Raw genomic sequence first — 19,828 nt, forward strand, 5'->3', positions numbered from 1 at the left:
CCCCGGATTAACCAACAGCATCGGAGTGATCCGGCCGGGGCCTTCGCGTGTGCCGTGGGCGGCCTCGCGCCGCCGTTCCCGCCAGAGCGATGATCCGGTTTGTCGCTTATGGTCGGCCGGGAGGACGGCAGAAGGAGGCCACGTGCCCAGCCCCACCCCCGTACCGCCCCGCGACCGGGCCGATACGCCCTGGCGCTCCGAAGGCGCACCGCCCGCCCCGCCGCCGAAGCGGAAGATGCCGGGCGGCTGGCGAGGCCTGATCCTCACCGCCCTGATCGTCTACCTGGTGACCAACCTGGTGCTCTCCTTCTTCAACGAGGGCGACGAGCCGACCATCTCGTACACCGAGTTCAGCAAGCAGGTCGCCAACGGCAACGTCTCGAAGATCTACGCCAAGGGCGACGCCATCCAGGGCCAGCTGAAGACCGGACAGCCCAAGCCGGACGGGGCGAAGGGCGACTACACCAAATTCGTCTCCCAGCGCCCGGCCTTCGCCGACGACGACCTGTGGGCCAACCTCACCAAGCAGAACGTGGTGGTCACCGCCTCCCCGGTCGTCGAACAGCGCAGCTTCCTGGCCAACCTGCTGATCTCCCTGGCCCCGATGCTGCTGCTGGTCCTCCTCTGGGTGTTCATCGCCCGCCGGATGAGCGCGGGCATGGGCGGCGGGGGCATGGGCGGACTCGGCCGCAAGTCGCCGCCGAAACCCGTGGAGCTGGAGGGCGCCAAGCGCACCACCTTCGAGGACGTGGCCGGCATCGACGAGGTCGAGGGCGAGCTCAACGACGTCGTGGACTTCCTCAAGAACCCGGACGAGTACCGCAAGATGGGTGCCCGGATGCCCGGCGGCGTGCTGCTCGCCGGTCCGCCCGGCACCGGCAAGACCCTGCTCGCGCGCGCTCTCGCGGGCGAGGCCGGCGTGCCGTTCTTCTCCGCCTCGGCCTCCGAGTTCATCGAAATGATCGTCGGCGTCGGCGCCTCCCGGGTACGGGAACTCTTCACCGAGGCGCGCAAGGTGGCCCCCGCGATCGTCTTCATCGACGAGATCGACACCATCGGGCGGGTGCGCGGCGGCGGTGCGGGCATGGGCGGCCACGACGAGCGCGAACAGACCCTGAACCAGATCCTCACCGAAATGGACGGCTTCTCCGGCTCCGAAGGCGTCGTGGTCCTGGCCGCGACCAACCGGGCCGACGTCCTGGACCCGGCGCTGACCCGGCCGGGCCGCTTCGACCGCACGGTCGTCGTCGCCCCGCCCGACCGGGCCGGACGCGAGGCGATCCTGCGCATCCACACCCGGGACATCCCGCTCGCCGGCGGCGTCGACCTCGCGCAGGTGGCCCGTACGACGCCGGGCATGACCGGCGCCGAACTGGCCAACCTCGCCAACGAGGCCGCGCTGCTCGCCGTGAAGCGCCAGCAGAAGGAAGTCACCCAGGCGGACCTCTCCGACGCGCTGGAGAAGGTCCAGCTCGGCGCGGAACGGCCGCTCGTCATGTCGGAGGAGGAACGCCGGCGCACCGCCTACCACGAGGGCGGGCACGCGCTGCTGGGCATGCTCCAGCCGGGCGCCGACCCGGTCCGCAAGATCACCATCGTGCCGCGCGGCCGCGCGCTCGGCGTCACCCTCTCCACCCCGGACGCGGACCGGTACGCGTACACCGAGGAGTACCTGCGCGGCCGGATCATCGGCGCGCTCGGGGGCATGGCGGCCGAGGAGGTCGTCTACCAGGTCATCACCACGGGCGCGGAGAACGACCTGGAGCAGGTCACCAACCTCGCGCGGGGCATGGTCGCGCGGTGGGGCATGAGCAAGCGGATCGGCCCGCTCACGGCGGTCCCCTCGGACGGGCAGAGCCCCTACGGCCTCTCCGCGGCCCCCGCCACCCTCGACGCGGTGGACCACGAGATGCACCGGATCGTCGACGAGTGCTACGCGGAGGCCCGCCGGTTGCTGCGCGAGAACCGCGACAAGCTGGACGCCCTCGCGGAGGCCCTGGTGGCGAACGAGACCCTGGACGAGGTCGCCGCGTACGCCGCCGCGGGCATCACCCGGCTGCACAAGTAGCGGCCGACGCGCCGCGGCGCGGGGCCCCGGGCCGTGCGCCCGGGGCCCCGCGCCGCGTCCGGCGTCGGGGGCAGGCGTCGGGCGATGCGCCCCCCGACGTCCGTTAGACCGTCCGGGCGATCACGTACCGGAAGATGTTCGGCAGCCAGACGGCGCCGTCGGGCCGCTCGTACGGGTGAAGCGCCTCCGCGAGCTCCTTCTCCGCCACAGTGGTGTCGGCCAGGTCGAAACGCCCCGCGGAAGCCGCGCCGGGGTACAGCCCGGTCGACAGGAGTCCGCGCACCGCGCTGTCCACGTCCGCGTACCCGAACGGGCAGAACACCCGCCCCGACCCGTCCGGCACCAGCCCGGCCCGCGCCACCATCGCGTCCAGGTCCCGGGCCACCGGCCCGCTGCCCAGGACGGACGGCACCGTGCACCGCTCCGCCGGCCCCCAGTCGGCCAGCACCACCGTCCCGCCGCTCCGCCGCAGCGCCGGCAGCGCCGCGGCCAGCGCGCCCGGGCCGGGCGAGAGGGCCAGCAGCACGTCGTAGGGCGCCTCGGGCACCGCGGGCGACGGCGGCGCCGCCAGGACCTCCAGCAGCCGTTCGCGGGCCAGCGCCCGGCGGGCCGGATCCGTCTCCACGCCCGTGGCCACGGCTCCCCGGCCGGAAGCCAGCAGGAGGGGCAGGCCGGCCCCGCAGCCCAGGCCGAGCAGCCGGTGGCCCGGCCCGATCTCGAGCCGGTCGTAGACCGCTTCGTAGAGCGGTACGAGCATCCGTTCCTGGATCTCCGCCCAGTCCCGGGCAGCAAGCGTCGCCGTCGGCGTAGGTGTCATCGAAAGAGCGCTCCTGATTCCGTTTCGCCCCCATGCCCCCGCTGCCAGAGAACTCCCGTTTCGCCCCCGCGTCCAGAGGAGTGCGCCACCCGATTCACACCCGATTCACGCTCGGCGCGCCGGGCGCCGTACCATTCGCGCCATGGCAAAGGCACCCGTTCTCACCCCCCAGGCGGAGGATTTTCCCCGCTGGTACCAGGATCTGATCAACAAGGCCGAGCTGGCCGACAACGGTCCGGTACGCGGCACCATGGTCATCCGACCGTACGGCTACGGGCTGTGGGAGCGGATGCAGCAGGAGATGGACGCGCGCATCAAGGACGCCGGCGCCCAGAACGCGTACTTCCCGCTGTTCATCCCGCAGTCGTACCTGACGAGGGAAGCCGAGCACGTGGAGGGCTTCGCCCCCGAGCTCGCGGTCGTCACGCACGGCGGCGGCAAGGAGCTGGACGAGCCGATCGTCGTCCGTCCCACCTCCGAGACGATCATCAACGACTACTTCTCCAAGTGGGTCCAGAGCTACCGTGACCTGCCCCTGCTGATCAACCAGTGGGCGAACGTGGTCCGCTGGGAGATGCGCCCGCGCATCTTCCTCCGTACGAGCGAATTCCTCTGGCAGGAGGGCCACACGGCCCACGTCTCCTACGAGGACGCCCGCGACTACGCCGCCCGGATCCACCGCGACGTCTACGGCGACTTCATGACGAACGTGCTCGGCATCGACGTCGTGCTCGGCCGCAAGACCGCCAAGGAGCGCTTCGCCGGCGCCATCAACACCCTCACCCTCGAGGGCATGATGGGCGACGGCAAGGCCCTTCAGCTGGGCACGAGCCACGAGCTGGGCACCAACTTCGCCAAGGCCTTCAACACGCAGTACCTGTCGAAGGAAGGCAAGCAGGAGCTCGTCTGGCAGACCTCGTGGGGCGTCTCGACCCGCATGGTCGGCGGCCTGATCATGTCGCACGGCGACGACAACGGCCTGCGGGTCCCGCCGCGCCTCGCGCACGTCCAGGTCGTCGTCATGGCGATCAAGGGCGACGAGGCCGTGGCGAAGGTCCGCGAGCTGGGCGCCGAGCTCAAGGCCGCCGGTCTGCGGGTGTTCGTCGACGACCGCGTGGACACCCCCTTCGGCCGCCGCGCCGTGGACTGGGAGCTCAAGGGCGTACCGGTCCGCGTCGAGATCGGCCCCCGCGACCTGGAGGCCGGCACCGCGATGCTGGCCCGCCGCATCCCGGGCGGCAAGGAGGCGGTGCAGATCTCCGCTCTCGCCGACCTGCTGCCCAAGGTGCTGGAGGAGGACCAGGCGCAGCTGCTGCGCGAGTCCCGCGAGCGCCGGGTGGCCCGCACCAGTGACGTCGCCACCATCGGGGAGGCCGCCGAGGCCGCCATCGCCGGGGGCTGGGCGCGGATCCCGTGGGCCGACCTCGGCCCCGAGGGCGAGGCCAAGCTCGCCGAGCAGGCCGTCTCCGTACGCTGCCTGATCGCCGAGGACGGGTCGGTTCCGGAGGCGGACGACGCCCCGGGCACCCTCGCCATCGTCGCGCGCTCGTACTAGCCGGCCGGTCCGGCTCCGGCGTCCTGGCGCGCGGCTCGCGCCGCGCGGCAGGACGCCGTTAGTCCTCCTTACGTACCGACTCCTCCTGAGATCTGCGCACCCGTCCTCGTCGGGACGCATGAGGCTGAACTGACTGGTACGTGCAAAAAATTTGGAATGGCCCGGAATCGGAACACCGGGGCACTCCGGCTCGTTGTCACGACGTGAGCACGACACCCCCTGTTCTCGCCGCAGAGCTGGCGCAGGCGTGGGCCGATATTCAGCGGTACCACCCCGAGCTGCCTGACCTTGCCGCGCCCGAGTCCCTGATCGGAGAGTCCTCGTCCGCCTGCGGCGCCGAGCTCTCCTTCGAGCGACTGCTGCACGAGGCAGTCCACGGCATCGCCGCAGCGCGCGGTGTGCGTGACACCTCGCGCGCCGGCCGCTACCACAACCGCAGGTTCCTCGCGATCGCCGAGGAAATGGGGCTGGACCACGTCGACGAGCCGCACGCGAGCAGCGGCTTCTCGCTGGTCTCGCTCAATCCGGAGGCGAAGAAGCGCTACCGCCCCACCATGGAGCGCCTCCAGCGCGCGCTGAAGGCCCACACGGTCGCCACGGCCGCCGACACCAAGCGCAGCTTCCGCGGGCCGGCCGCCCGGCACGGCTCCTCCGGCGGAGGGGTCCGCGTCAAGGCGGTCTGTGACTGTGGTCGCAACGTACGGGTGGTTCCGTCCGTGCTGGCCCAGGCCCCGATCGTGTGCGGAGGCTGCATGAAGCCGTTCCGCATCCCGGAGGTCGCGATTCCGGAGGTCGCGCTGTCGGCCGCCTCCTGACCGGGAGGACGAGGCGACCCGGGCGTATGGCACAATGGACAGCTGTACTCGACAGTCGCATAGGACCCCTCTCTCCTCCGGCTGACGCGTCCATCGGGCACCCGAGTACCGCAACCCCACGTGGCATCTCATGTGCCCAACCACGTCAAGTTCAGGAGACACCACTCCAGTGGCAGTCAAGATCAAGCTCAAGCGCCTCGGCAAGATTCGCCAGCCGCACTACCGCATCGTCGTCGCCGACGCCCGTACCCGTCGGGACGGTCGCGCGATCGAAGAGATCGGTATCTACCACCCGACGTACAACCCGTCGCGCATCGAGGTCAACGCCGAGCGTGCGCAGTACTGGCTGTCGGTCGGCGCCCAGCCCACCGAGGCTGTGCTCGCCATCCTGAAGCTGACCGGTGACTGGCAGGCGCACAAGGGCCTTCCGGCCCCCGCGCCGCTGCTCCAGCCGGTGACGAAGGAAAGCAAGCGTCGTACCTTCGACGAGTTCGCCAAGGCCCTCGAGGGCATCGGCGAGGGCAAGGGCGAAGCCATCACCCAGAAGGCGAAGAAGGCCGACAAGAAGGCGGACGAGGCTGAGGCCGAGACCGCCGAGTCGACCGAGGCCTGAGCATGCTCGAGGAGGCTCTTGAGCACCTCGTGAAGGGCATCGTGGACAACCCCGACGAAGTGCGGGTCGCCTCGCGCGACCTGCGTCGCGGACAGGTGCTCGAGGTTCGGGTCCACCCCGACGACCTCGGCAAGGTGATCGGCCGCAACGGCCGCACCGCACGTGCTCTGCGTACCGTCGTGGGCGCCATCGGCGGCCGGGGGATCCGCGTCGACCTCGTCGACGTGGACCAGGTCCGCTGAAGAGTTGAGTCACCGGCACGGGCCGGGGAGGGCATACGTGCCCGCCCCGGCCCGTCGTCGTCTGAACAGGAGAAACACAGTGGAGCTGGTAGTCGCGCGGATCGGCCGCGCCCACGGGATCAAGGGTGAGGTCACCGTCGAGGTGCGGACCGACGAGCCCGAGCTGCGGCTCGGGCCCGGCGCCGTGCTCCGGACCGAACCGGCGTCGGCGGGACCGCTGACGGTCGAGACGGGCCGGGTGCACAGCGGGAGGCTGATGCTGCGTTTCGCCGGTGTCAAGGACCGCACCGGCGCCGAGGCGCTGCGCAACATCCTGCTCATCGCCGACGTGGACCCCACGGAGCTGCCGGCCGAGGACGACGAGTACTACGACCACCAGCTGATGGACCTCGACGTGGTCCTCGAGGACGGCACGGCGGTCGGCCGGATCACCGAGATCTCGCACCTCCCCTCGCAGGACCTGTTCATCGTCGAGCGGCCGGACGGCACCGAGGTGATGATCCCCTTCGTCGAGGAGATCGTCGCCGAGATCGACCTCGCCGAGCAGCGCTGCGTCATCACCCCGCCGCCCGGACTGATCGACGACCGCGCCGTGATCGCGTCCGAGCGCGACGCCGAGGCGGAAGCGGAAGCCGAGGCCGCGGATGAGGACGAGCCCGCCGCCGGGGCCGCCAAGCCCGCCGGGGACGACGGCTGATGCGTCTCGACGTCGTCACGATCTTCCCCGAGTACCTGGAGCCGCTCAACGTCTCCCTGGTCGGCAAGGCGCGGGCGCGCGGGCAGCTCGATGTGCACGTCCACGACCTGCGGGACTGGACGTACGACCGGCACAACACGGTGGACGACACCCCGTACGGGGGCGGCCCCGGCATGGTCATGAAGACCGACCCGTGGGGCGAGGCCCTGGACGCCGCGCTGGCCGACGGTTACGAGGCGGGCGCGCACGGGCCCGTCATGGTCGTCCCCACCCCCAGCGGCCGGCCGTTCACCCAGGAACTTGCCGTCGAGCTCTCCGAGCGCCCCTGGCTGATCTTCACCCCGGCGCGGTACGAGGGCATCGACCGCAGGGTCATCGACGAGTACGCCACGCGCATCCCGGTGTACGAGGTCTCCATCGGCGACTACGTGCTGGCCGGCGGCGAGGCGGCCGTCCTGGTCGTCACCGAGGCCGTGGCCCGGCTGCTGCCCGGGGTCCTCGGGAACGCCGAGTCGCACCGCGACGACTCCTTCGCTCCCGGAGACATGGCGAACTTGCTGGAGGGGCCCGTCTACACCAAGCCGCCCCAGTGGCGCGGCCGCGGCATCCCGGACGTGCTGGTCAGCGGGCACCACGGCAAGATCGCCCGGTGGCGCCGCGACGAGGCCTTCCGGCGGACCGTGCGGAACCGTCCCGATCTGATCGAGCGCTGCGAGGCCTCGTCCTTCGACAAGAAGGACCGCGAGCTGCTGAGCATCCTCGGCTGGAAGCCGTCCGACGACGGCCGATTTTGGCGTAGGCCCCAGGCCGTGGAAGAATAGGCGGCTGCTGTGTGCTCGCGTGCGCCCCTGCCACAGGGGGACAGTCGCCCGCCGAGTCCCGCGGCTCCCGAATTCTCTCCGGAAACCCCGCATCGGCGGCCTGTGGCGTCATGCGAAGAAAGCAGACGAATTACATGTCTCACCTGCTCGATGGCGTCAATGCCGCCACGCTCCGCTCGGACCTCCCGGCCTTCCGCCCGGGTGACACGATCAACGTGCACGTCCGCGTGATCGAGGGCAACCGCTCCCGTATCCAGCAGTTCAAGGGTGTCGTCATCCGTCGCCAGGGCTCTGGCGTCTCCGAGAGCTTCACCGTCCGCAAGGTTTCCTTCAGCGTCGGCGTGGAGCGTACCTTCCCGGTTCACTCCCCGATCTTCGAGAAGATCGAGCTCGTCACCCGCGGTGACGTGCGTCGCGCCAAGCTGTACTTCCTCCGTGAGCTCCGCGGCAAGGCCGCGAAGATCAAGGAGAAGCGCGACCGCTGATCTGCTCTCGGCGTTCCGGAGGCGGCCGGATAGGCTCGCCCCCGATGGACACCGAAGCACCTCACACGCAGCGCGGCCGCTCTTCCCCCGACGAGGGGGAGGGGCGGTCGCGTTTCGTGTTTTCCGAAGCGGCTCCCACGGAGTCCGGCGTCGTCGGGACCGGCGAGGTGGGGACGGCGGGCACGGCGGGTACGGCGGGTACGGACGGCCCCGAGGCGGAGCGTCCGGGTACGGACGGTCCCGGGACGCGGGCTCCGGGGGCGGACGAGCCGGCCTCCGGCGGGGCGGGCTGGCTGACCTGGCGCCGGGCCGGGCTGCTGGGCGTGGCCTGCACCGTCTTCCTGCTGCTGCTCAGCAATTTCGTCCTCCAGCCCTTCCTCATCCCGAGCCGCTCGATGGAGCCGACGCTCGCGGTCGGGGACCGGGTACTGGTCGACAAGCTGGCGTACCGCTTCGGCGAGCAGCCGAAGCGCGGCGACGTCGTGGTCTTCGACGGCACGGGCTCCTTCGTGCCGGACGGCCCCACCGGGAACACGATCGGCGAGGCCCTGCACGGCGTGGGGTCGGCCCTCGGGCTCGCCGAACCGTCGGACACCGACTTCGTGAAGCGGGTCATCGGCGTCGGCGGCGACGACGTGGCGTGCGACGCGACCGGCCGGATCAAGGTCAACGGGGTGCCGTTGGACGAGCCGTACCTCTTCCCCGGAGACACGGGATCGAAGGTGCCGTTCCGGATCGTGGTACCGCTCGGAACCCTCTGGGTCATGGGCGATCATCGCTCCCAGTCCCGGGATTCCAGGGACCACCTGGGGGAGCCTGGCGGGGGGATGGTGCCGGTGGAGAAGGTGATCGGGCGGGCCCACTGGATCGGCTGGCCGATCTCGCGCTGGGCCGACGTGGCATCCGCGGGCGGCGGGCGTGGGTAGCCGGGGCCGGGGCCGTCCCAGACGCGACCGGGACGCGGATCCGGACCCGGAGCCCCGGGCCGGGGGTGGGCGCGGGCACGCGGCGGAGCAGGGCGGCGCGGCCGCTCCGGAGCCCGGGGGCCGCGCCGACCGGCGCCGGCTGGCCCGGCGGGTCCGGCGCAGGCGGCGCACCCGCAGGGCAGGCGAGCTGCCCATGCTGGTGGTGGTCGCGCTGTGCATCGCCCTGATCCTCAAGACCTTCCTGATACAGGCCTTCTTCATCCCGTCGGGCTCCATGGAGCAGACGATCCGGATCGGGGACCGGGTCCTGGTGGACAAGCTGACCCCGTGGTTCGGCTCCGAGGCCAAGCGCGGGGACGTCGTCGTGTTCAAGGATCCCGGCGGCTGGCTCGGCGGCGAGAACGCCCGCCCGGCCCCGGACCCGGTGGGCGTCAAGCAGATCAAGCAGACCCTCACCTTCATCGGCCTGCTGCCCTCGGCCGACGAACAGGACGTGATCAAGCGGGTCATCGGGGTCGGCGGGGACACCGTGAAGTGCTGCGACGCCCGGGGCCGGGTCACCGTCAACGGATCGCCGCTCGACGAGCCGTACATCAGTCCGGGCAACGCGCCGTCGGAGATCCCCTTCGACGTGCAGGTGCCCGAGGGGCGGATCTTCGTCATGGGCGACCACCGCTCGAACTCGGCCGACTCCCGCTACCACCTCGACGAGGCCTTCCAGGGCACGGTCTCCGAGGGGGACGTGGTCGGTCAGGCCGTCGTGATCGCATGGCCGTTCGGGCACTGGCGGCGCCTGGAACAGCCCGCCACCTTCCGCATGGTGCCCGACCAGGCGCGCCGCGCACGCCGCGCGTCCCGACGGCGCCCCCGGGACGCCTCGTTCGCATAGTGTGTTCCCGGTCTCCCGCGCCTTCGGGAACTCCCGCTCGTTAGGGAGGGGAGGGCCCGTGCCTGATCCGGCCGGGCTTGCAATTTCCGAATGAGGAGTAGACGTGGGGGATGTGGCGGTGGGTGCACGGTCCGGGCGTGACGAGGGTGGCGAGCAGCCGGACGACGCCGTCGAGCACGATGCAGCCGAGCACGACGGTGGTGCGAAGGGCGGCGCGGCGGCCCGCCCGCACCGCTCGTTCTGGAAGGAGCTGCCGCTCCTGATCGGAATCGCCCTGTTGCTGGCCCTGCTGATCAAGACCTTCCTGGTGCAGGCGTTCTCGATCCCGTCCGACTCCATGCAGAACACCCTGCAGCGGGGTGACCGGGTCCTCGTGGACAAGCTGACGCCGTGGTTCGGCTCGGAGCCCGATCGCGGTGAGGTCGTCGTCTTCCACGACCCCGCGAACTGGCTGAGCGGGGAGCCCACCCCGGAGCCCAACGTCGCGCAGAAGGTCCTCAGCTTCATCGGCCTCATGCCGTCCGCCGAGGAGAAGGACCTGATCAAGCGGACGATCGCGGTCGGCGGCGACACGGTCGAGTGCAAGAAGGGGGGACCGGTCACCGTCAACGGCAAGGAACTGGACGAGCCGTACATCTTCCCGGGCGACACCCCGTGCGACGACTTCCCCTTCGGCCCGCTCACCGTGCCCCAGGGCAAGATCTGGGTGATGGGCGACCACCGGCAGAACTCGCAGGACTCCCGCTACCACCAGCAGGACCCCACCCAGGGCTTCGTCCCGGTCAAGGACGTCGTCGGGCGGGCCGTGGTGGTCGCGTGGCCGGTCACCCGCTGGTCCACCCTGCCGATCCCCGAGACCTTCGACCAGCCGGGCATCGGCACGCAGGCCGCGGCCACCGCGCTCGGTCTCGGCGCCTCCGGACTGGCACCGGTCGGACTCGGCCCGGCCGCTCTCGGGTTCGCCGGCGCGGTTCCGGTCGTCCTGTGGCGCCGGCGGAAGCTGACCTCGGGGCGTACCGGCAGGTAGGGTGCCGCCCAGGTCGACGATCTCCGAGTGTGGGGGCGCTGCAATGGGCGGAACACGAGCAATACGAGCAGGTGACGGCGATGGCCGCGGCGGTCCGGGCAACATGTTGTCGGGACTCGTCGTGGCCATCGGCTTCGTGCTCTTCCTGGGCGGGTTCGCGTGGGGAGCCGTCGTGTACCAGCCGTACACGGTGCCGACCGACTCGATGGTGCCGACGGTGACGCCCGGGGACCGGGTGCTGGCGCAGCGCATCGACGGCGCCGAGGTGCGCCGCGGCGACGTGGTCGTCTTCAAGGACGAGCAGTGGAGCGATTCGCCGATGGTCAAGCGCGTCGTGGGCGTCGGCGGGGACACCGTCAAGTGCTGCGGCGACGGCGGCCGGCTCACCGTGAACGGCAAGGAGTTGGACGAGCCGTACATCGAGGTGGAGAAGCTCGACGTGGCGGACGCGCCGGGCGGGTCCGCCTCGCGGACGCCCTTCGAGGTGACGGTCCCCGAGGGCAACCTGTTCCTGCTGGGCGACCGGCGCGGCGCCTCGATCGACTCCCGGGCGCACCTGGAGGAGGCCGGTCAGGGGACGGTGGCCCGGTCGGCGGTGAGCGCCCGGGTGGACGCCCTGGCGTGGCCCTCCCAGACGATGCTGGAGCGGCCGGCGACCTACGCGTCCCTGCCCGGCGGGGTCTCGAAGGCGGGGCCGCTGCGGCTCCAGTTGGCCGCCGTCGTGGCGGGCGCCGCCCTGGTGGTGCTCGGAGCCGCGTACGGCCCGGTCGTACGGGTCTTCGGGCGCGGGCGGAGGAAGCAGCGGGCCGGTGTCCGCTGACCGGCCGCGCAAGGTGTCGCGGGTGGTCCTGCTGGATCCCGCCGACCGGATCCTGCTGCTGCACGGCTTCGAGCCGGGCGACCCGGCGGACGACTGGTGGTTCACCCCGGGCGGCGGCCTGGAGGGCTCCGAGACCCGGGAGCAGGCCGCGCTGCGCGAGCTCGCGGAGGAAACCGGGATCACGGACGTGGAGCTCGGGCCGGTGCTGTGGCAGCGCTACTGCGAGTTCCCCTTCGACGGGCGCCGCTGGCAGCAGGACGAGTGGTACTTCCTGGCCCGGACGGCCCAGACGCGGACCGGGATGGGCGGCCTCACGGAGCTGGAGCGGCGCAGCGTCTCCGGGGCGAGGTGGTGGACCTCCGAGGAACTTCTGGCGGCCCGTGAGACGGTATACCCGACCAGACTCGCAGAGCTGCTCCGCAGGCTGCTCGACGACGGTCCTCCGGGTGCGCCCGTGAACCTGGCTCCGGAAATCGTTTAGGGGCGCACGGGCCTGGCGCACAATAGGGGGACGCACGGCTGAAGGGGAACATGCCATGAGTGCCGAGGACCTCGAGAAGTACGAGACCGAGATGGAGCTGAAGCTCTATCGGGAGTACCGCGACGTCGTCGGGCTGTTCAAGTATGTGATCGAGACCGAACGCCGTTTCTACCTCACGAATGACTACGAGATGCAGGTGCACTCGGTACAGGGCGAGGTGTTTTTCGAGGTCTCGATGGCCGACGCGTGGGTCTGGGACATGTACCGGCCGGCCCGGTTCGTGAAGCAGGTACGGGTGCTGACCTTCAAGGACGTGAACATCGAGGAGCTCAACAAGAGCGATCTCGAACTTCCGGGGAGCTAGTCCAGAGGGATCGCCGCCGGGTTCCGGGGAGCGGGGAGACCCGGCTCCGGCCCGGACGGTTCACCCGCAAGGGTGAGGGGGTTATCCACAATGCCCTGGTTGTCCACCAAGATCCACTAGGTGGGCGGGGACGCGGGACCGTCGGTGCCGGAGGTGGTGCCGGATGAACGCGAAGGGCGTGGCACAGCAGGCATTGGGACGGTACGGCGAGGAGCTCGCGACGCGGCGGCTCGCCGAGGCGGGGATGACCGTCATCGCGCGGAACTGGCGGTGCCGCAGCGGGGAGATCGACATCGTCGCCCGGGACGGGGACGCCCTCGTCGTGTGCGAGGTGAAGACCAGGCGGGCGGGGGAGTTCGAACACCCCATGGCCGCGCTGCGGCCCGGCAAGGCCGAGCGGTTGAGGCGGCTCGCCGGGCGGTGGCTGGCCGATCACGGCGGACCGCCCCCGGGCGGGGTGCGGATCGACCTGGTCGGGGTCCTGCTGCCGCGGCGCGGTGCGCCCGTGGTGGAGCACATCAGGGGGGCGGCCTGATGGGATTCGCGCGTGCCTGCTCGGTCGCCCTCGTGGGCGTCGACGGCGTGGTGGTGGAGGTCCAGGCGGACCTGGAGCCGGGCGTCGCCGCCTTTGCCCTGGTGGGACTGCCCGACAAGACGCTGATCGAGAGCCGGGACCGGGTCCGGGCGGCCGTGGTGAACTCCGGGGCCGCCTGGCCGCAGAAGAAGCTCACCGTCGGCCTCAGCCCCGCCTCGGTACCGAAATCGGGAGCCGGCTTCGATCTGGCCGTGGCCGCCGCGATCCTGGGCGCCGCCGAGGTGATCGACCCCGGTGTGATCGCGGATCTCGTACTGATCGGCGAGCTGGGCCTGGACGGCCGGGTGCGGCCCGTCCGCGGGATCCTGCCGGCGGTCCTCGCCGCCGCCGAGGCCGGGTACCGGCAGGTCGTGGTCCCGCAGCAGTGCGCGGCCGAGGCCATGCTCGTCCCGGACGTATCGGTGCTCGGCGTGCGCAGCCTGCGGCAGCTGATCGCCGTACTGACCGACGGTGAGGTTCCCGAGGAGGATCCGCCGGATCCGCCGGGGCGGCCCGATCCGATGCTGGCCGGGCTGGTCCTGCCGGGTGCCGGACTCGGCACGGGGGTCGCCCGGGGCGGCGCGGACGGGCGGGACGTCCCCGACCTCGCCGACGTCGCCGGACAGTACGCGGCCCGCCGGGCGCTGGAGGTCGCGGCCGCCGGGGGCCACCACCTCTTCCTGAGCGGGCCACCGGGCGCCGGCAAGACGATGCTCGCCGAGCGGATCCCCTGGATCCTCCCGCCGCTCACCCGCAGGGACTCCCTGGAGGTCACGGCCATCCACTCGGTCGCGGGAATCCTGCCGCCGGGCGAACCGCTCGTCACGCGGCCGCCCTACTGCGCCCCGCACCACTCCGCCACCATGCAGTCCCTCGTCGGGGGCGGGGCCGGAGTGCCGAGACCCGGGGCGGTGTCGCTGGCCCACCGGGGCGTGCTGTTCCTCGACGAAGCGGCGGAGTTCGGCAGCAAGGCGCTGGACGCCCTGCGGCAGCCCCTCGAAGCCGGGCACGTGGTCATCGCCAGGGCCGCCGGGGTGGTGCGGCTGCCGGCCGGCTTCCTCATGGTGCTCGCGGCCAACCCCTGCCCCTGCGGGCGGCACACCCTGCACGGGGCCGGCTGCGAATGCCCGGCCTCGGTGATCCGGCGTTACCAGGCCCGGCTGTCGGGGCCGCTGCTGGACCGGGTGGACCTCCGGGTGGAGGTCGAGCCGGTCACCCGCTCCGATCTGCTGGGGCGCGGCGGCCGCGGCGAAGCCACCGCGGTGGTCGCCGGGCGGGTCCGCGAAGCTCGCGACCGGGCGGCGGCCCGGCTGGCCGACACCCCGTGGCGGCTCAACTCCGAGGTGCCCGGACACGAGCTGCGGACCCGCTGGCAGCCCGCACCCGGCGCGCTGGCCCAGGCGGAGCGGGACCTGGAGCGCGGACTGCTCACCGCGCGCGGCCTGGACCGGGTGCTCCGGGTGGCCTGGACGGTGGCGGACCTGCGCGGTCGCGACCGCCCCGATCCGCTGGACGTGGCGGTCGCGCTGGAGCTCCGTACGGGCATCGCCCGCGGGGCCGCGGCGGCGATGGGATCAGGCTCATGACCGGGCCCGAAGCCCCTGCCACAGGGCCGGGGCCGGAGCCGAGGCCGGGGCTGGGGCCGGAGCCGGGGCCGAGGTCGGAGCTGGGGCCGAGGTCGGGGCCCGAGCCGGGGCCGGGGCCGAGGTCGGAGCTGGGGCCGGAGCTGGGGCCGGGGCCGGGGCCGGAGCTGGGGCCGGGGCCGGGGCCGGAGCCGGGGCTGGGGCCGGAGCTGGGGCCGAGGTCGGGGCCGGAGCCGGGGCTGGGGCCGGAGCTGGGGCCGAGGTCGGGGACGGGGACGGGGCGGGGGGCGGAAGAGGAGGTGCTGGCGCGGGCCGCGTTGACCCGGGTGCTGGAGCCGGGGGAGGAGCACGGCGGGCGCTGGCTGCGGGAGCACGGGGCGGTCGGGCTGATGCGCCTGCTGACCGGGCCCGTGCCGGAGCCCGGGGTGCTGCCCGGGGTCGGCGCCGAGCGGCTCGCCGGATACCGCAGGCGGGCGGCGCTGGCCGACCCCCGGCGGGACCTGGCGGCCGCCGCCGAGGCGGGCGGGCGGTTCGTCTGCCCCGTGTCGGCGGAGTGGCCGACCCAGCTGGACGATCTCGGCGACGCCCGGCCCCTCGGGTTGTGGGTGCGGGGCGGGCCGAGCCTGCGGACCTGGGCCCTGCGCTCGGTGTCGGTGGTCGGAGCCCGCGCCTGCACCCCGTACGGGGCGCACATGGCCCAGCTCCTCGCCGCCGGTCTCGCCGAGCGCGGCTGGGTGGTCGTCTCCGGGGCGGCGTACGGGATCGACGGCGCCGCCCATCGCGGAGCCCTCGCCGCCGGCGGAGCCACGGCCGCGGTGCTGGCCTGCGGCGTGGACGTGCCCTACCCGCGCGGTCACGCCGGACTGCTCGGCCGGATCGCCGCGCAGGGCCTCGTGCTCGGGGAACTGCCGCCGGGCAGTCACCCCACGCCGAGCCGGTTCGTCCTGCGCAACCGTGTCATCGCCGCGCTGACCCGGGGCACGGTCGTCGTGGAGGCGGCCCACCGCAGCGGGTCCCTGGTCACCGCCCGACGGGCCCAGGCGCTGGGGAGGTTCACCATGGGCATCCCCGGCCCGGCCACCAGCGGGCTCTCGGCCGGGGTTCACGAACTGCTGCGCGGCGAGGCGGTGCTGGTCACCGACGCGGCGGAGGTCGTCGAGCTCGTCGGCACCATGGGCGAGCTGGCTCCCGAGCGGCGCGGCCCCGTGGTCGCCCGGGACCTGCTGGACCCGGAAACGGTCCGGGTGCTCGAAGCGCTCCCGGCCGGCCGGCCCGCCGACCTGAAGCAGGTGGCCCTCGCCGCGGGCACCGGTACCGATGAAGTCATCGGCAGACTGTACGAACTTCACTCTCTGGGGTTCGTCGAACGGCAGGGCGACGGCTGGCAGTTGACCGCGAGGCGGCCGAGAGGAGGCACACAAAGCGGAGCCACCCGGCGAGGCGGTCGTTGACCTGGGGCGTTCCGGTGGAAGAGTGAAGCCGATGAGAGACGCGGTCTTCCCGGTGGCAGCCGCCGGGACCGTGCGCCGAGCGCCGGTCCCGGGTCGCCCGCGCGAGTCGGGACGCCCTTCGGGGCCCGCGCGATCCCGTACTCTTCGCGCACCGCGACTCTTCCGTCACGCTACGCTCCCAAGGAATCCGGCTCCGGCAAAGGCGAAGCATGCCCCAGCACACCTCAGGGTCTGACCGCGCTGCGGTGCCCCCCGCTGCGCGCGGCAGTGAGCGGTCCACCGCGCCCTCGTCCCTGGAAGTGCTGTGGCGCTCGTACAAGGACTCGGGCGACGAGCGGCTGCGGGAGCAGCTGATCCTGCACTACTCGCCCCTGGTGAAGTACGTGGCCGGCCGGGTCAGCGTCGGCCTTCCGCCCAATGTGGAGCAGGCCGACTTCGTCTCCTCCGGGGTCTTCGGACTGATCGACGCCATCGAGAAGTTCGACATCGAGCGGTCCATCAAGTTCGAGACGTACGCGATCACCCGGATCCGGGGCGCGATGATCGACGAACTGCGGGCGCTGGACTGGATCCCCCGCTCGGTGCGACAGAAGGCGCGGGCCGTCGAGCGGGCGTACACCACGCTGGAGGCGCAACTGCGGCGCACCCCGACCGAGCACGAGGTGGCGGGGGAGATGGGCATCGGGGTCGAGGAACTCCACGCCGTCTTCAGCCAGTTGTCGCTGGCCAATGTCGTCGCCCTGGAAGAGCTCCTGCACGTCGGCGGGGAGGGCGGCGACCGGCTCTCCCTGATGGACACGCTGGAGGACACCGCGGCCGACAACCCGGTCGAGGTCGCGGAGGACCGGGAACTGCGGCGGCTGCTCGCGCGGGCCATCAACACCCTGCCCGAGCGGGAGAAGACGGTCGTGACCCTCTACTACTACGAGGGCCTGACGCTCGCCGAGATCGGCAACGTCCTCGGCGTCACCGAGAGCCGCGTCAGCCAGATCCACACCAAGTCGGTACTACAGCTGCGGGCGAAGCTGGCCGACGTCGGCCGCTGAGCGGGCGACGGCCTTGCGGGACCTCCGTAGAGTGGACGCGTGCCCAGGATTCGAGCGGCCTCCGTGGCCGAGCACCGGTCGATGCAACGCGGCTCCCTGCTGGACGCCGCGCGTTCCCTGCTGTCCGAAGGGGGAACGGAAGCGCTGACCTTCCCCGCCCTCGCCGAGCGGACCGGCCTCGCCCGGTCCTCCGTGTACGAGTACTTCCGTTCGCGCGCGGCCGTCGTCGAAGAGCTCTGCGCGGTGGACTTCCCCGTGTGGGCCGCCGAGATCGAGGCGGCGATGTCCGAGGCCCAGACGCCGGAGGCGAAGATCGAGGCGTACGTCCGCAGTCAGCTGGGCCTGGTGGGAGACCGCCGGCACCGCGCGGTCGTGGCGATCTCCGCGAGCGAGCTGGACGGCGGAGCGCGCGAGAAGATCCGTGCGGCGCACGGAGGGCTGATCGCGATGATCGTCGAAGCCCTGGGGGCACTCGGGCAGACGGAGCCGAGGCTGGCGGCCATGCTGCTCCAGGGCGTCGTGGACGCCGCCGTCCGCCGTATCGAGGCGGCCTCCGGCGAGGACCCGTCCGTGGTCACGGACGCGGCCGTCGCCATGGCCCTGCGGGGCGTCGGGGGCTGATCCGGCCCGGGCCCGGCCCTCCCGGCGAAGGGCAGGAGACGCGGCGTCGGGCGGGGGACGAGGGTCAAGGGGTTGAGGTAGGTCTCGCCCCGCAGGAGGCCCCAGTGGAGGCAGGGGCGCGGGCAGTGCGAGCCGTCCGTGAGGAGGGCCACCACCTGGCCCGTCGTGACTTCGGCGCCCTCCGCCACCAGGGGGCGTACCGGTTCGTACGTCGTGCGCAGGCCGTTCGGCAGGGTCAGGGACAGGACCCCGCGCCCCGCCACCCGGCCCGCGTAGTGGACCCGGCCCGGGCCGACGGCGCGGAGCTCCGCGCCGGCCGGGGCCGCCAGGTCCACCCCGCGGTGGCCCGCCGCGTACGGGCTCGGGGGCGGGTCCCACCAGCGGACCACCGCGAGGGGGGCGGGGAGCGGGCGCGCTCCGCCGGGATCCGGAATCCGTGGAGACCCCGAGGCGCCGACGGACTGCGGAGCCCGCTGCGGCGGACCGGCCGGTCCGGGAGGTCCGGCCGGACCCGGGGGCCCCGGCGCGGGGACGATGAGCGTGAGGGACAGGGTCAGCAGCAGGCCGAGCAGCGGTGTCGTCATGCCGCTCAGGATCCCGCCCGCGGGCGGGATCCCGCCGGGCCTGTGGACAACCGCACGCCGACGGCCTGTGGAGAACCGGAAGCCTGTGGACAATCGCGTCACCCGGCATACCACCGGGTCCCGTACACTTCTTGTGGCGATCCGGGTCACCGGGTCGACTTCGCACGCCCCAGCACCGGCCGCTCTGGCCGGGTGACAGCGTCTCTCGGTCCCCTTCGTCGGGGGCAGGTCGCGACAGGGGCGTCAGGAACCAAACCGAGAAACAAGGAGATGGCCATGGCCGTCGTAACGATGCGGGAGCTGCTGGAAAGCGGCGTCCACTTCGGTCACCAGACCCGCCGTTGGAACCCGAAGATGAAGCGCTTCATCTTCACGGAGCGCAACGGCATCTACATCATCGACCTGCTCCAGTCGCTGTCGTACATCGACCGCGCCTACGAGTTCGTGAAGGAGACCGTCGCGCACGGCGGTTCCATCATGTTCATCGGTACCAAGAAGCAGGCCCAGGAGGCCATCGCCGAGCAGGCGACGCGCGTTGGTATGCCGTACGTCAACCAGCGCTGGCTGGGTGGCATGCTCACCAACTTCTCCACCGTCTACAAGCGCCTTCAGCGTCTGAAGGAGCTCGAGTCGATCGACTTCGACGACGTCGCGGCGTCGGGTCTCACCAAGAAGGAGCTCCTGGTCCTCTCTCGCGAGAAGATCAAGCTGGAGAAGACCCTCGGTGGTATCCGCGAGATGTCGAAGGTCCCCAGCGCCGTCTGGATCGTCGACACCAAGAAGGAGCACATCGCCGTCGGTGAGGCGCGCAAGCTCCACATCCCGGTCGTCGCGATCCTCGACACCAACTGCGACCCCGACGAGGTCGACTACAAGATCCCGGGCAACGACGACGCGATCCGCTCCGTCGGTCTGCTCACCCGCGTGATCGCCGACGCCGTCGCCGAGGGCCTCATCGCCCGTTCCGGTGCCGCCACTGGTGACTCGAAGCCGGGCGAGAAGGCCGCTGCCGAGCCGCTCGCCGAGTGGGAGCGCGACCTCCTCGAGGGCGAGAAGAAGGACTCCGCAGACGAGGCTGTTGAGGCCGCTCCGGCCGAGGCCGCTGTCGAGACCCCCGCCGTCGAGGCCGAGGCTGCTCCCGCCGCCGAGGCTGAGGCCGCTCCGGCCGCCGAGGCCGAGGTTGCCGCCGAGGCCGTCGTCGAGGCTCCGGCCGCCGACGCCGAGCAGGCCTGACCCACTGAGAGCGCCCGGCGTTCATACGCCGGGCACTCGCAGCACGGACGATGACGGCGGGGGAGCCGCGCCAAAAGCGCGCTCCTCCGCCGTTCACCCGTAGATCTACGACTTCG

At 72.1% G+C, this 19,828-nt stretch carries 21 protein-coding genes and 1 pseudogene; 20 read left to right on the forward strand and 2 right to left on the reverse strand.

The window, feature by feature from the left end:
- Nucleotides 1–235 precede the first annotated feature (235 nt).
- Nucleotides 236–2,068, forward strand: coding sequence for an ATP-dependent zinc metalloprotease FtsH (gene ftsH, locus J7E97_RS25240; RefSeq protein WP_251055115.1), 1,833 nt, complete (start codon nucleotides 236–238; stop codon nucleotides 2,066–2,068).
- Between the two features lie 103 nt (nucleotides 2,069–2,171).
- Here the strand turns inward: ftsH and J7E97_RS25245 are convergent, their stop codons facing one another.
- A complete protein-coding gene (locus J7E97_RS25245) occupies nucleotides 2,172–2,885 on the reverse strand; it encodes a methyltransferase type 11 (protein ID WP_251055109.1) in 714 nt (237 codons plus the stop codon).
- A gap of 142 nt (nucleotides 2,886–3,027) precedes the next feature.
- Between J7E97_RS25245 and proS the strand changes: the two genes are divergently transcribed.
- From proS to J7E97_RS25335, 18 genes are all read left to right on the forward strand, one after another.
- The gene (gene proS, locus J7E97_RS25250) at nucleotides 3,028–4,440 is read left to right on the forward strand and encodes a proline--tRNA ligase (protein ID WP_215031508.1); all 1,413 of its coding nucleotides are present in this window, start codon (nucleotides 3,028–3,030) and stop codon (nucleotides 4,438–4,440) included.
- 203 nt (nucleotides 4,441–4,643) lie between these two features.
- Nucleotides 4,644–5,255, forward strand: a complete 612-nt coding sequence (locus J7E97_RS25255) for a hypothetical protein (protein WP_215031511.1) — start codon at nucleotides 4,644–4,646, stop codon at nucleotides 5,253–5,255.
- A 169-nt stretch (nucleotides 5,256–5,424) separates the two neighbouring features.
- Nucleotides 5,425–5,868 carry a 30S ribosomal protein S16 gene (rpsP, locus tag J7E97_RS25260; RefSeq protein WP_215031514.1) on the forward strand — a complete coding sequence of 148 codons (444 nt, stop codon included), beginning with the start codon at nucleotides 5,425–5,427 and terminating at the stop codon, nucleotides 5,866–5,868.
- Nucleotides 5,869–5,870: 2 nt separating this feature from the next.
- The gene (locus J7E97_RS25265; protein WP_215031517.1) at nucleotides 5,871–6,110 is read left to right on the forward strand and encodes an RNA-binding protein; all 240 of its coding nucleotides are present in this window, start codon (nucleotides 5,871–5,873) and stop codon (nucleotides 6,108–6,110) included.
- A gap of 79 nt (nucleotides 6,111–6,189) precedes the next feature.
- Entirely contained in the window at nucleotides 6,190–6,807 is a 618-nt protein-coding gene (rimM, locus tag J7E97_RS25270) for a ribosome maturation factor RimM (protein WP_215031519.1), read from the forward strand.
- Nucleotides 6,807–7,628 (forward strand): tRNA (guanosine(37)-N1)-methyltransferase TrmD, encoded by an 822-nt coding sequence (gene trmD, locus J7E97_RS25275; protein ID WP_215031521.1) that lies wholly within the window; start codon nucleotides 6,807–6,809, stop codon nucleotides 7,626–7,628. The genes rimM and trmD overlap by 1 nt, the downstream gene beginning before the upstream one ends.
- A gap of 134 nt (nucleotides 7,629–7,762) precedes the next feature.
- A complete protein-coding gene (gene rplS, locus J7E97_RS25280) occupies nucleotides 7,763–8,113 on the forward strand; it encodes a 50S ribosomal protein L19 (RefSeq protein WP_215031523.1) in 351 nt (116 codons plus the stop codon).
- Nucleotides 8,114–8,157: 44 nt separating this feature from the next.
- The gene (gene lepB, locus J7E97_RS25285) at nucleotides 8,158–9,039 is read left to right on the forward strand and encodes a signal peptidase I (RefSeq protein WP_374224233.1); all 882 of its coding nucleotides are present in this window, start codon (nucleotides 8,158–8,160) and stop codon (nucleotides 9,037–9,039) included.
- Nucleotides 9,032–9,928 (forward strand): signal peptidase I, encoded by an 897-nt coding sequence (gene lepB, locus J7E97_RS25290; protein ID WP_215031525.1) that lies wholly within the window; start codon nucleotides 9,032–9,034, stop codon nucleotides 9,926–9,928. The genes lepB (J7E97_RS25285) and lepB (J7E97_RS25290) overlap by 8 nt, the downstream gene beginning before the upstream one ends.
- A 112-nt stretch (nucleotides 9,929–10,040) precedes the next feature.
- The gene (lepB, locus tag J7E97_RS25295; RefSeq protein WP_215031629.1) at nucleotides 10,041–10,955 is read left to right on the forward strand and encodes a signal peptidase I; all 915 of its coding nucleotides are present in this window, start codon (nucleotides 10,041–10,043) and stop codon (nucleotides 10,953–10,955) included.
- Between the two features lie 103 nt (nucleotides 10,956–11,058).
- Nucleotides 11,059–11,775: a signal peptidase I gene (lepB, locus tag J7E97_RS25300; RefSeq protein WP_251055111.1), complete on the forward strand. Its 717-nt coding sequence runs from the start codon at nucleotides 11,059–11,061 to the stop codon at nucleotides 11,773–11,775.
- Nucleotides 11,765–12,256: an NUDIX hydrolase gene (locus tag J7E97_RS25305; RefSeq protein ID WP_215031527.1), complete on the forward strand. Its 492-nt coding sequence runs from the start codon at nucleotides 11,765–11,767 to the stop codon at nucleotides 12,254–12,256. Before lepB (J7E97_RS25300) ends, J7E97_RS25305 begins: the two co-directional genes overlap by 11 nt.
- Before the next feature lie 55 nt (nucleotides 12,257–12,311).
- Nucleotides 12,312–12,620 (forward strand): DUF2469 domain-containing protein, encoded by a 309-nt coding sequence (locus J7E97_RS25310; RefSeq protein WP_005311352.1) that lies wholly within the window; start codon nucleotides 12,312–12,314, stop codon nucleotides 12,618–12,620.
- Between the two features lie 163 nt (nucleotides 12,621–12,783).
- The gene (locus J7E97_RS25315) at nucleotides 12,784–13,155 is read left to right on the forward strand and encodes a YraN family protein (RefSeq protein WP_215031530.1); all 372 of its coding nucleotides are present in this window, start codon (nucleotides 12,784–12,786) and stop codon (nucleotides 13,153–13,155) included.
- Entirely contained in the window at nucleotides 13,155–14,780 is a 1,626-nt protein-coding gene (locus J7E97_RS25320; RefSeq protein WP_215031533.1) for a YifB family Mg chelatase-like AAA ATPase, read from the forward strand. Before J7E97_RS25315 ends, J7E97_RS25320 begins: the two co-directional genes overlap by 1 nt.
- Before the next feature lie 296 nt (nucleotides 14,781–15,076).
- Nucleotides 15,077–16,228 carry a DNA-processing protein DprA gene (gene dprA, locus J7E97_RS25325; RefSeq protein ID WP_374224234.1) on the forward strand — a complete coding sequence of 384 codons (1,152 nt, stop codon included), beginning with the start codon at nucleotides 15,077–15,079 and terminating at the stop codon, nucleotides 16,226–16,228.
- A gap of 209 nt (nucleotides 16,229–16,437) precedes the next feature.
- The gene (whiG, locus tag J7E97_RS25330; protein ID WP_215031536.1) at nucleotides 16,438–17,274 is read left to right on the forward strand and encodes an RNA polymerase sigma factor WhiG; all 837 of its coding nucleotides are present in this window, start codon (nucleotides 16,438–16,440) and stop codon (nucleotides 17,272–17,274) included.
- A gap of 63 nt (nucleotides 17,275–17,337) precedes the next feature.
- On the forward strand, nucleotides 17,338–17,895 hold the full coding sequence (locus J7E97_RS25335; protein WP_215031633.1) for a TetR/AcrR family transcriptional regulator: 558 nt from the start codon (nucleotides 17,338–17,340) through the stop codon (nucleotides 17,893–17,895).
- 80 nt (nucleotides 17,896–17,975) lie between these two features.
- Here the strand turns inward: J7E97_RS25335 and J7E97_RS36860 are convergent.
- Nucleotides 17,976–18,479, reverse strand: a pseudogene (locus tag J7E97_RS36860) (peptidoglycan DD-metalloendopeptidase family protein); the annotation flags it as partial.
- 276 nt (nucleotides 18,480–18,755) lie between these two features.
- Between J7E97_RS36860 and rpsB the strand changes: the two are divergent.
- Nucleotides 18,756–19,712 (forward strand): 30S ribosomal protein S2, encoded by a 957-nt coding sequence (rpsB, locus tag J7E97_RS25345; protein WP_215031538.1) that lies wholly within the window; start codon nucleotides 18,756–18,758, stop codon nucleotides 19,710–19,712.
- The last annotated feature ends 116 nt before the right edge of the window (nucleotides 19,713–19,828 follow it).

This window comes from Streptomyces sp. ISL-66 (genome assembly GCF_018614135.1).
Taxonomy (GTDB): domain Bacteria; phylum Actinomycetota; class Actinomycetes; order Streptomycetales; family Streptomycetaceae; genus Streptomyces.

Coding starts and splice junctions, on each gene's coding strand:
- proS (WP_215031508.1), top strand. CDS start 3,028: ATGGCAAAGGCACCCGTTCTCACCCCCCAGGCGGAGGATTTTCCCCGC.
- J7E97_RS25320 (WP_215031533.1), top strand. CDS start 13,155: ATGGGATTCGCGCGTGCCTGCTCGGTCGCCCTCGTGGGCGTCGACGGC.
- whiG (WP_215031536.1), top strand. CDS start 16,438: ATGCCCCAGCACACCTCAGGGTCTGACCGCGCTGCGGTGCCCCCCGCT.
- lepB (WP_251055111.1), top strand. CDS start 11,059: ATGTTGTCGGGACTCGTCGTGGCCATCGGCTTCGTGCTCTTCCTGGGC.
- trmD (WP_215031521.1), top strand. CDS start 6,807: ATGCGTCTCGACGTCGTCACGATCTTCCCCGAGTACCTGGAGCCGCTC.
- lepB (WP_374224233.1), top strand. CDS start 8,158: ATGGACACCGAAGCACCTCACACGCAGCGCGGCCGCTCTTCCCCCGAC.
- J7E97_RS25315 (WP_215031530.1), top strand. CDS start 12,784: ATGAACGCGAAGGGCGTGGCACAGCAGGCATTGGGACGGTACGGCGAG.
- J7E97_RS25265 (WP_215031517.1), top strand. CDS start 5,871: ATGCTCGAGGAGGCTCTTGAGCACCTCGTGAAGGGCATCGTGGACAAC.
- rpsB (WP_215031538.1), top strand. CDS start 18,756: ATGGCCGTCGTAACGATGCGGGAGCTGCTGGAAAGCGGCGTCCACTTC.
- ftsH (WP_251055115.1), top strand. CDS start 236: ATGCCGGGCGGCTGGCGAGGCCTGATCCTCACCGCCCTGATCGTCTAC.
- J7E97_RS25245 (WP_251055109.1), bottom strand. CDS start 2,885: ATGACACCTACGCCGACGGCGACGCTTGCTGCCCGGGACTGGGCGGAG.
- J7E97_RS25310 (WP_005311352.1), top strand. CDS start 12,312: ATGAGTGCCGAGGACCTCGAGAAGTACGAGACCGAGATGGAGCTGAAG.
- rplS (WP_215031523.1), top strand. CDS start 7,763: ATGTCTCACCTGCTCGATGGCGTCAATGCCGCCACGCTCCGCTCGGAC.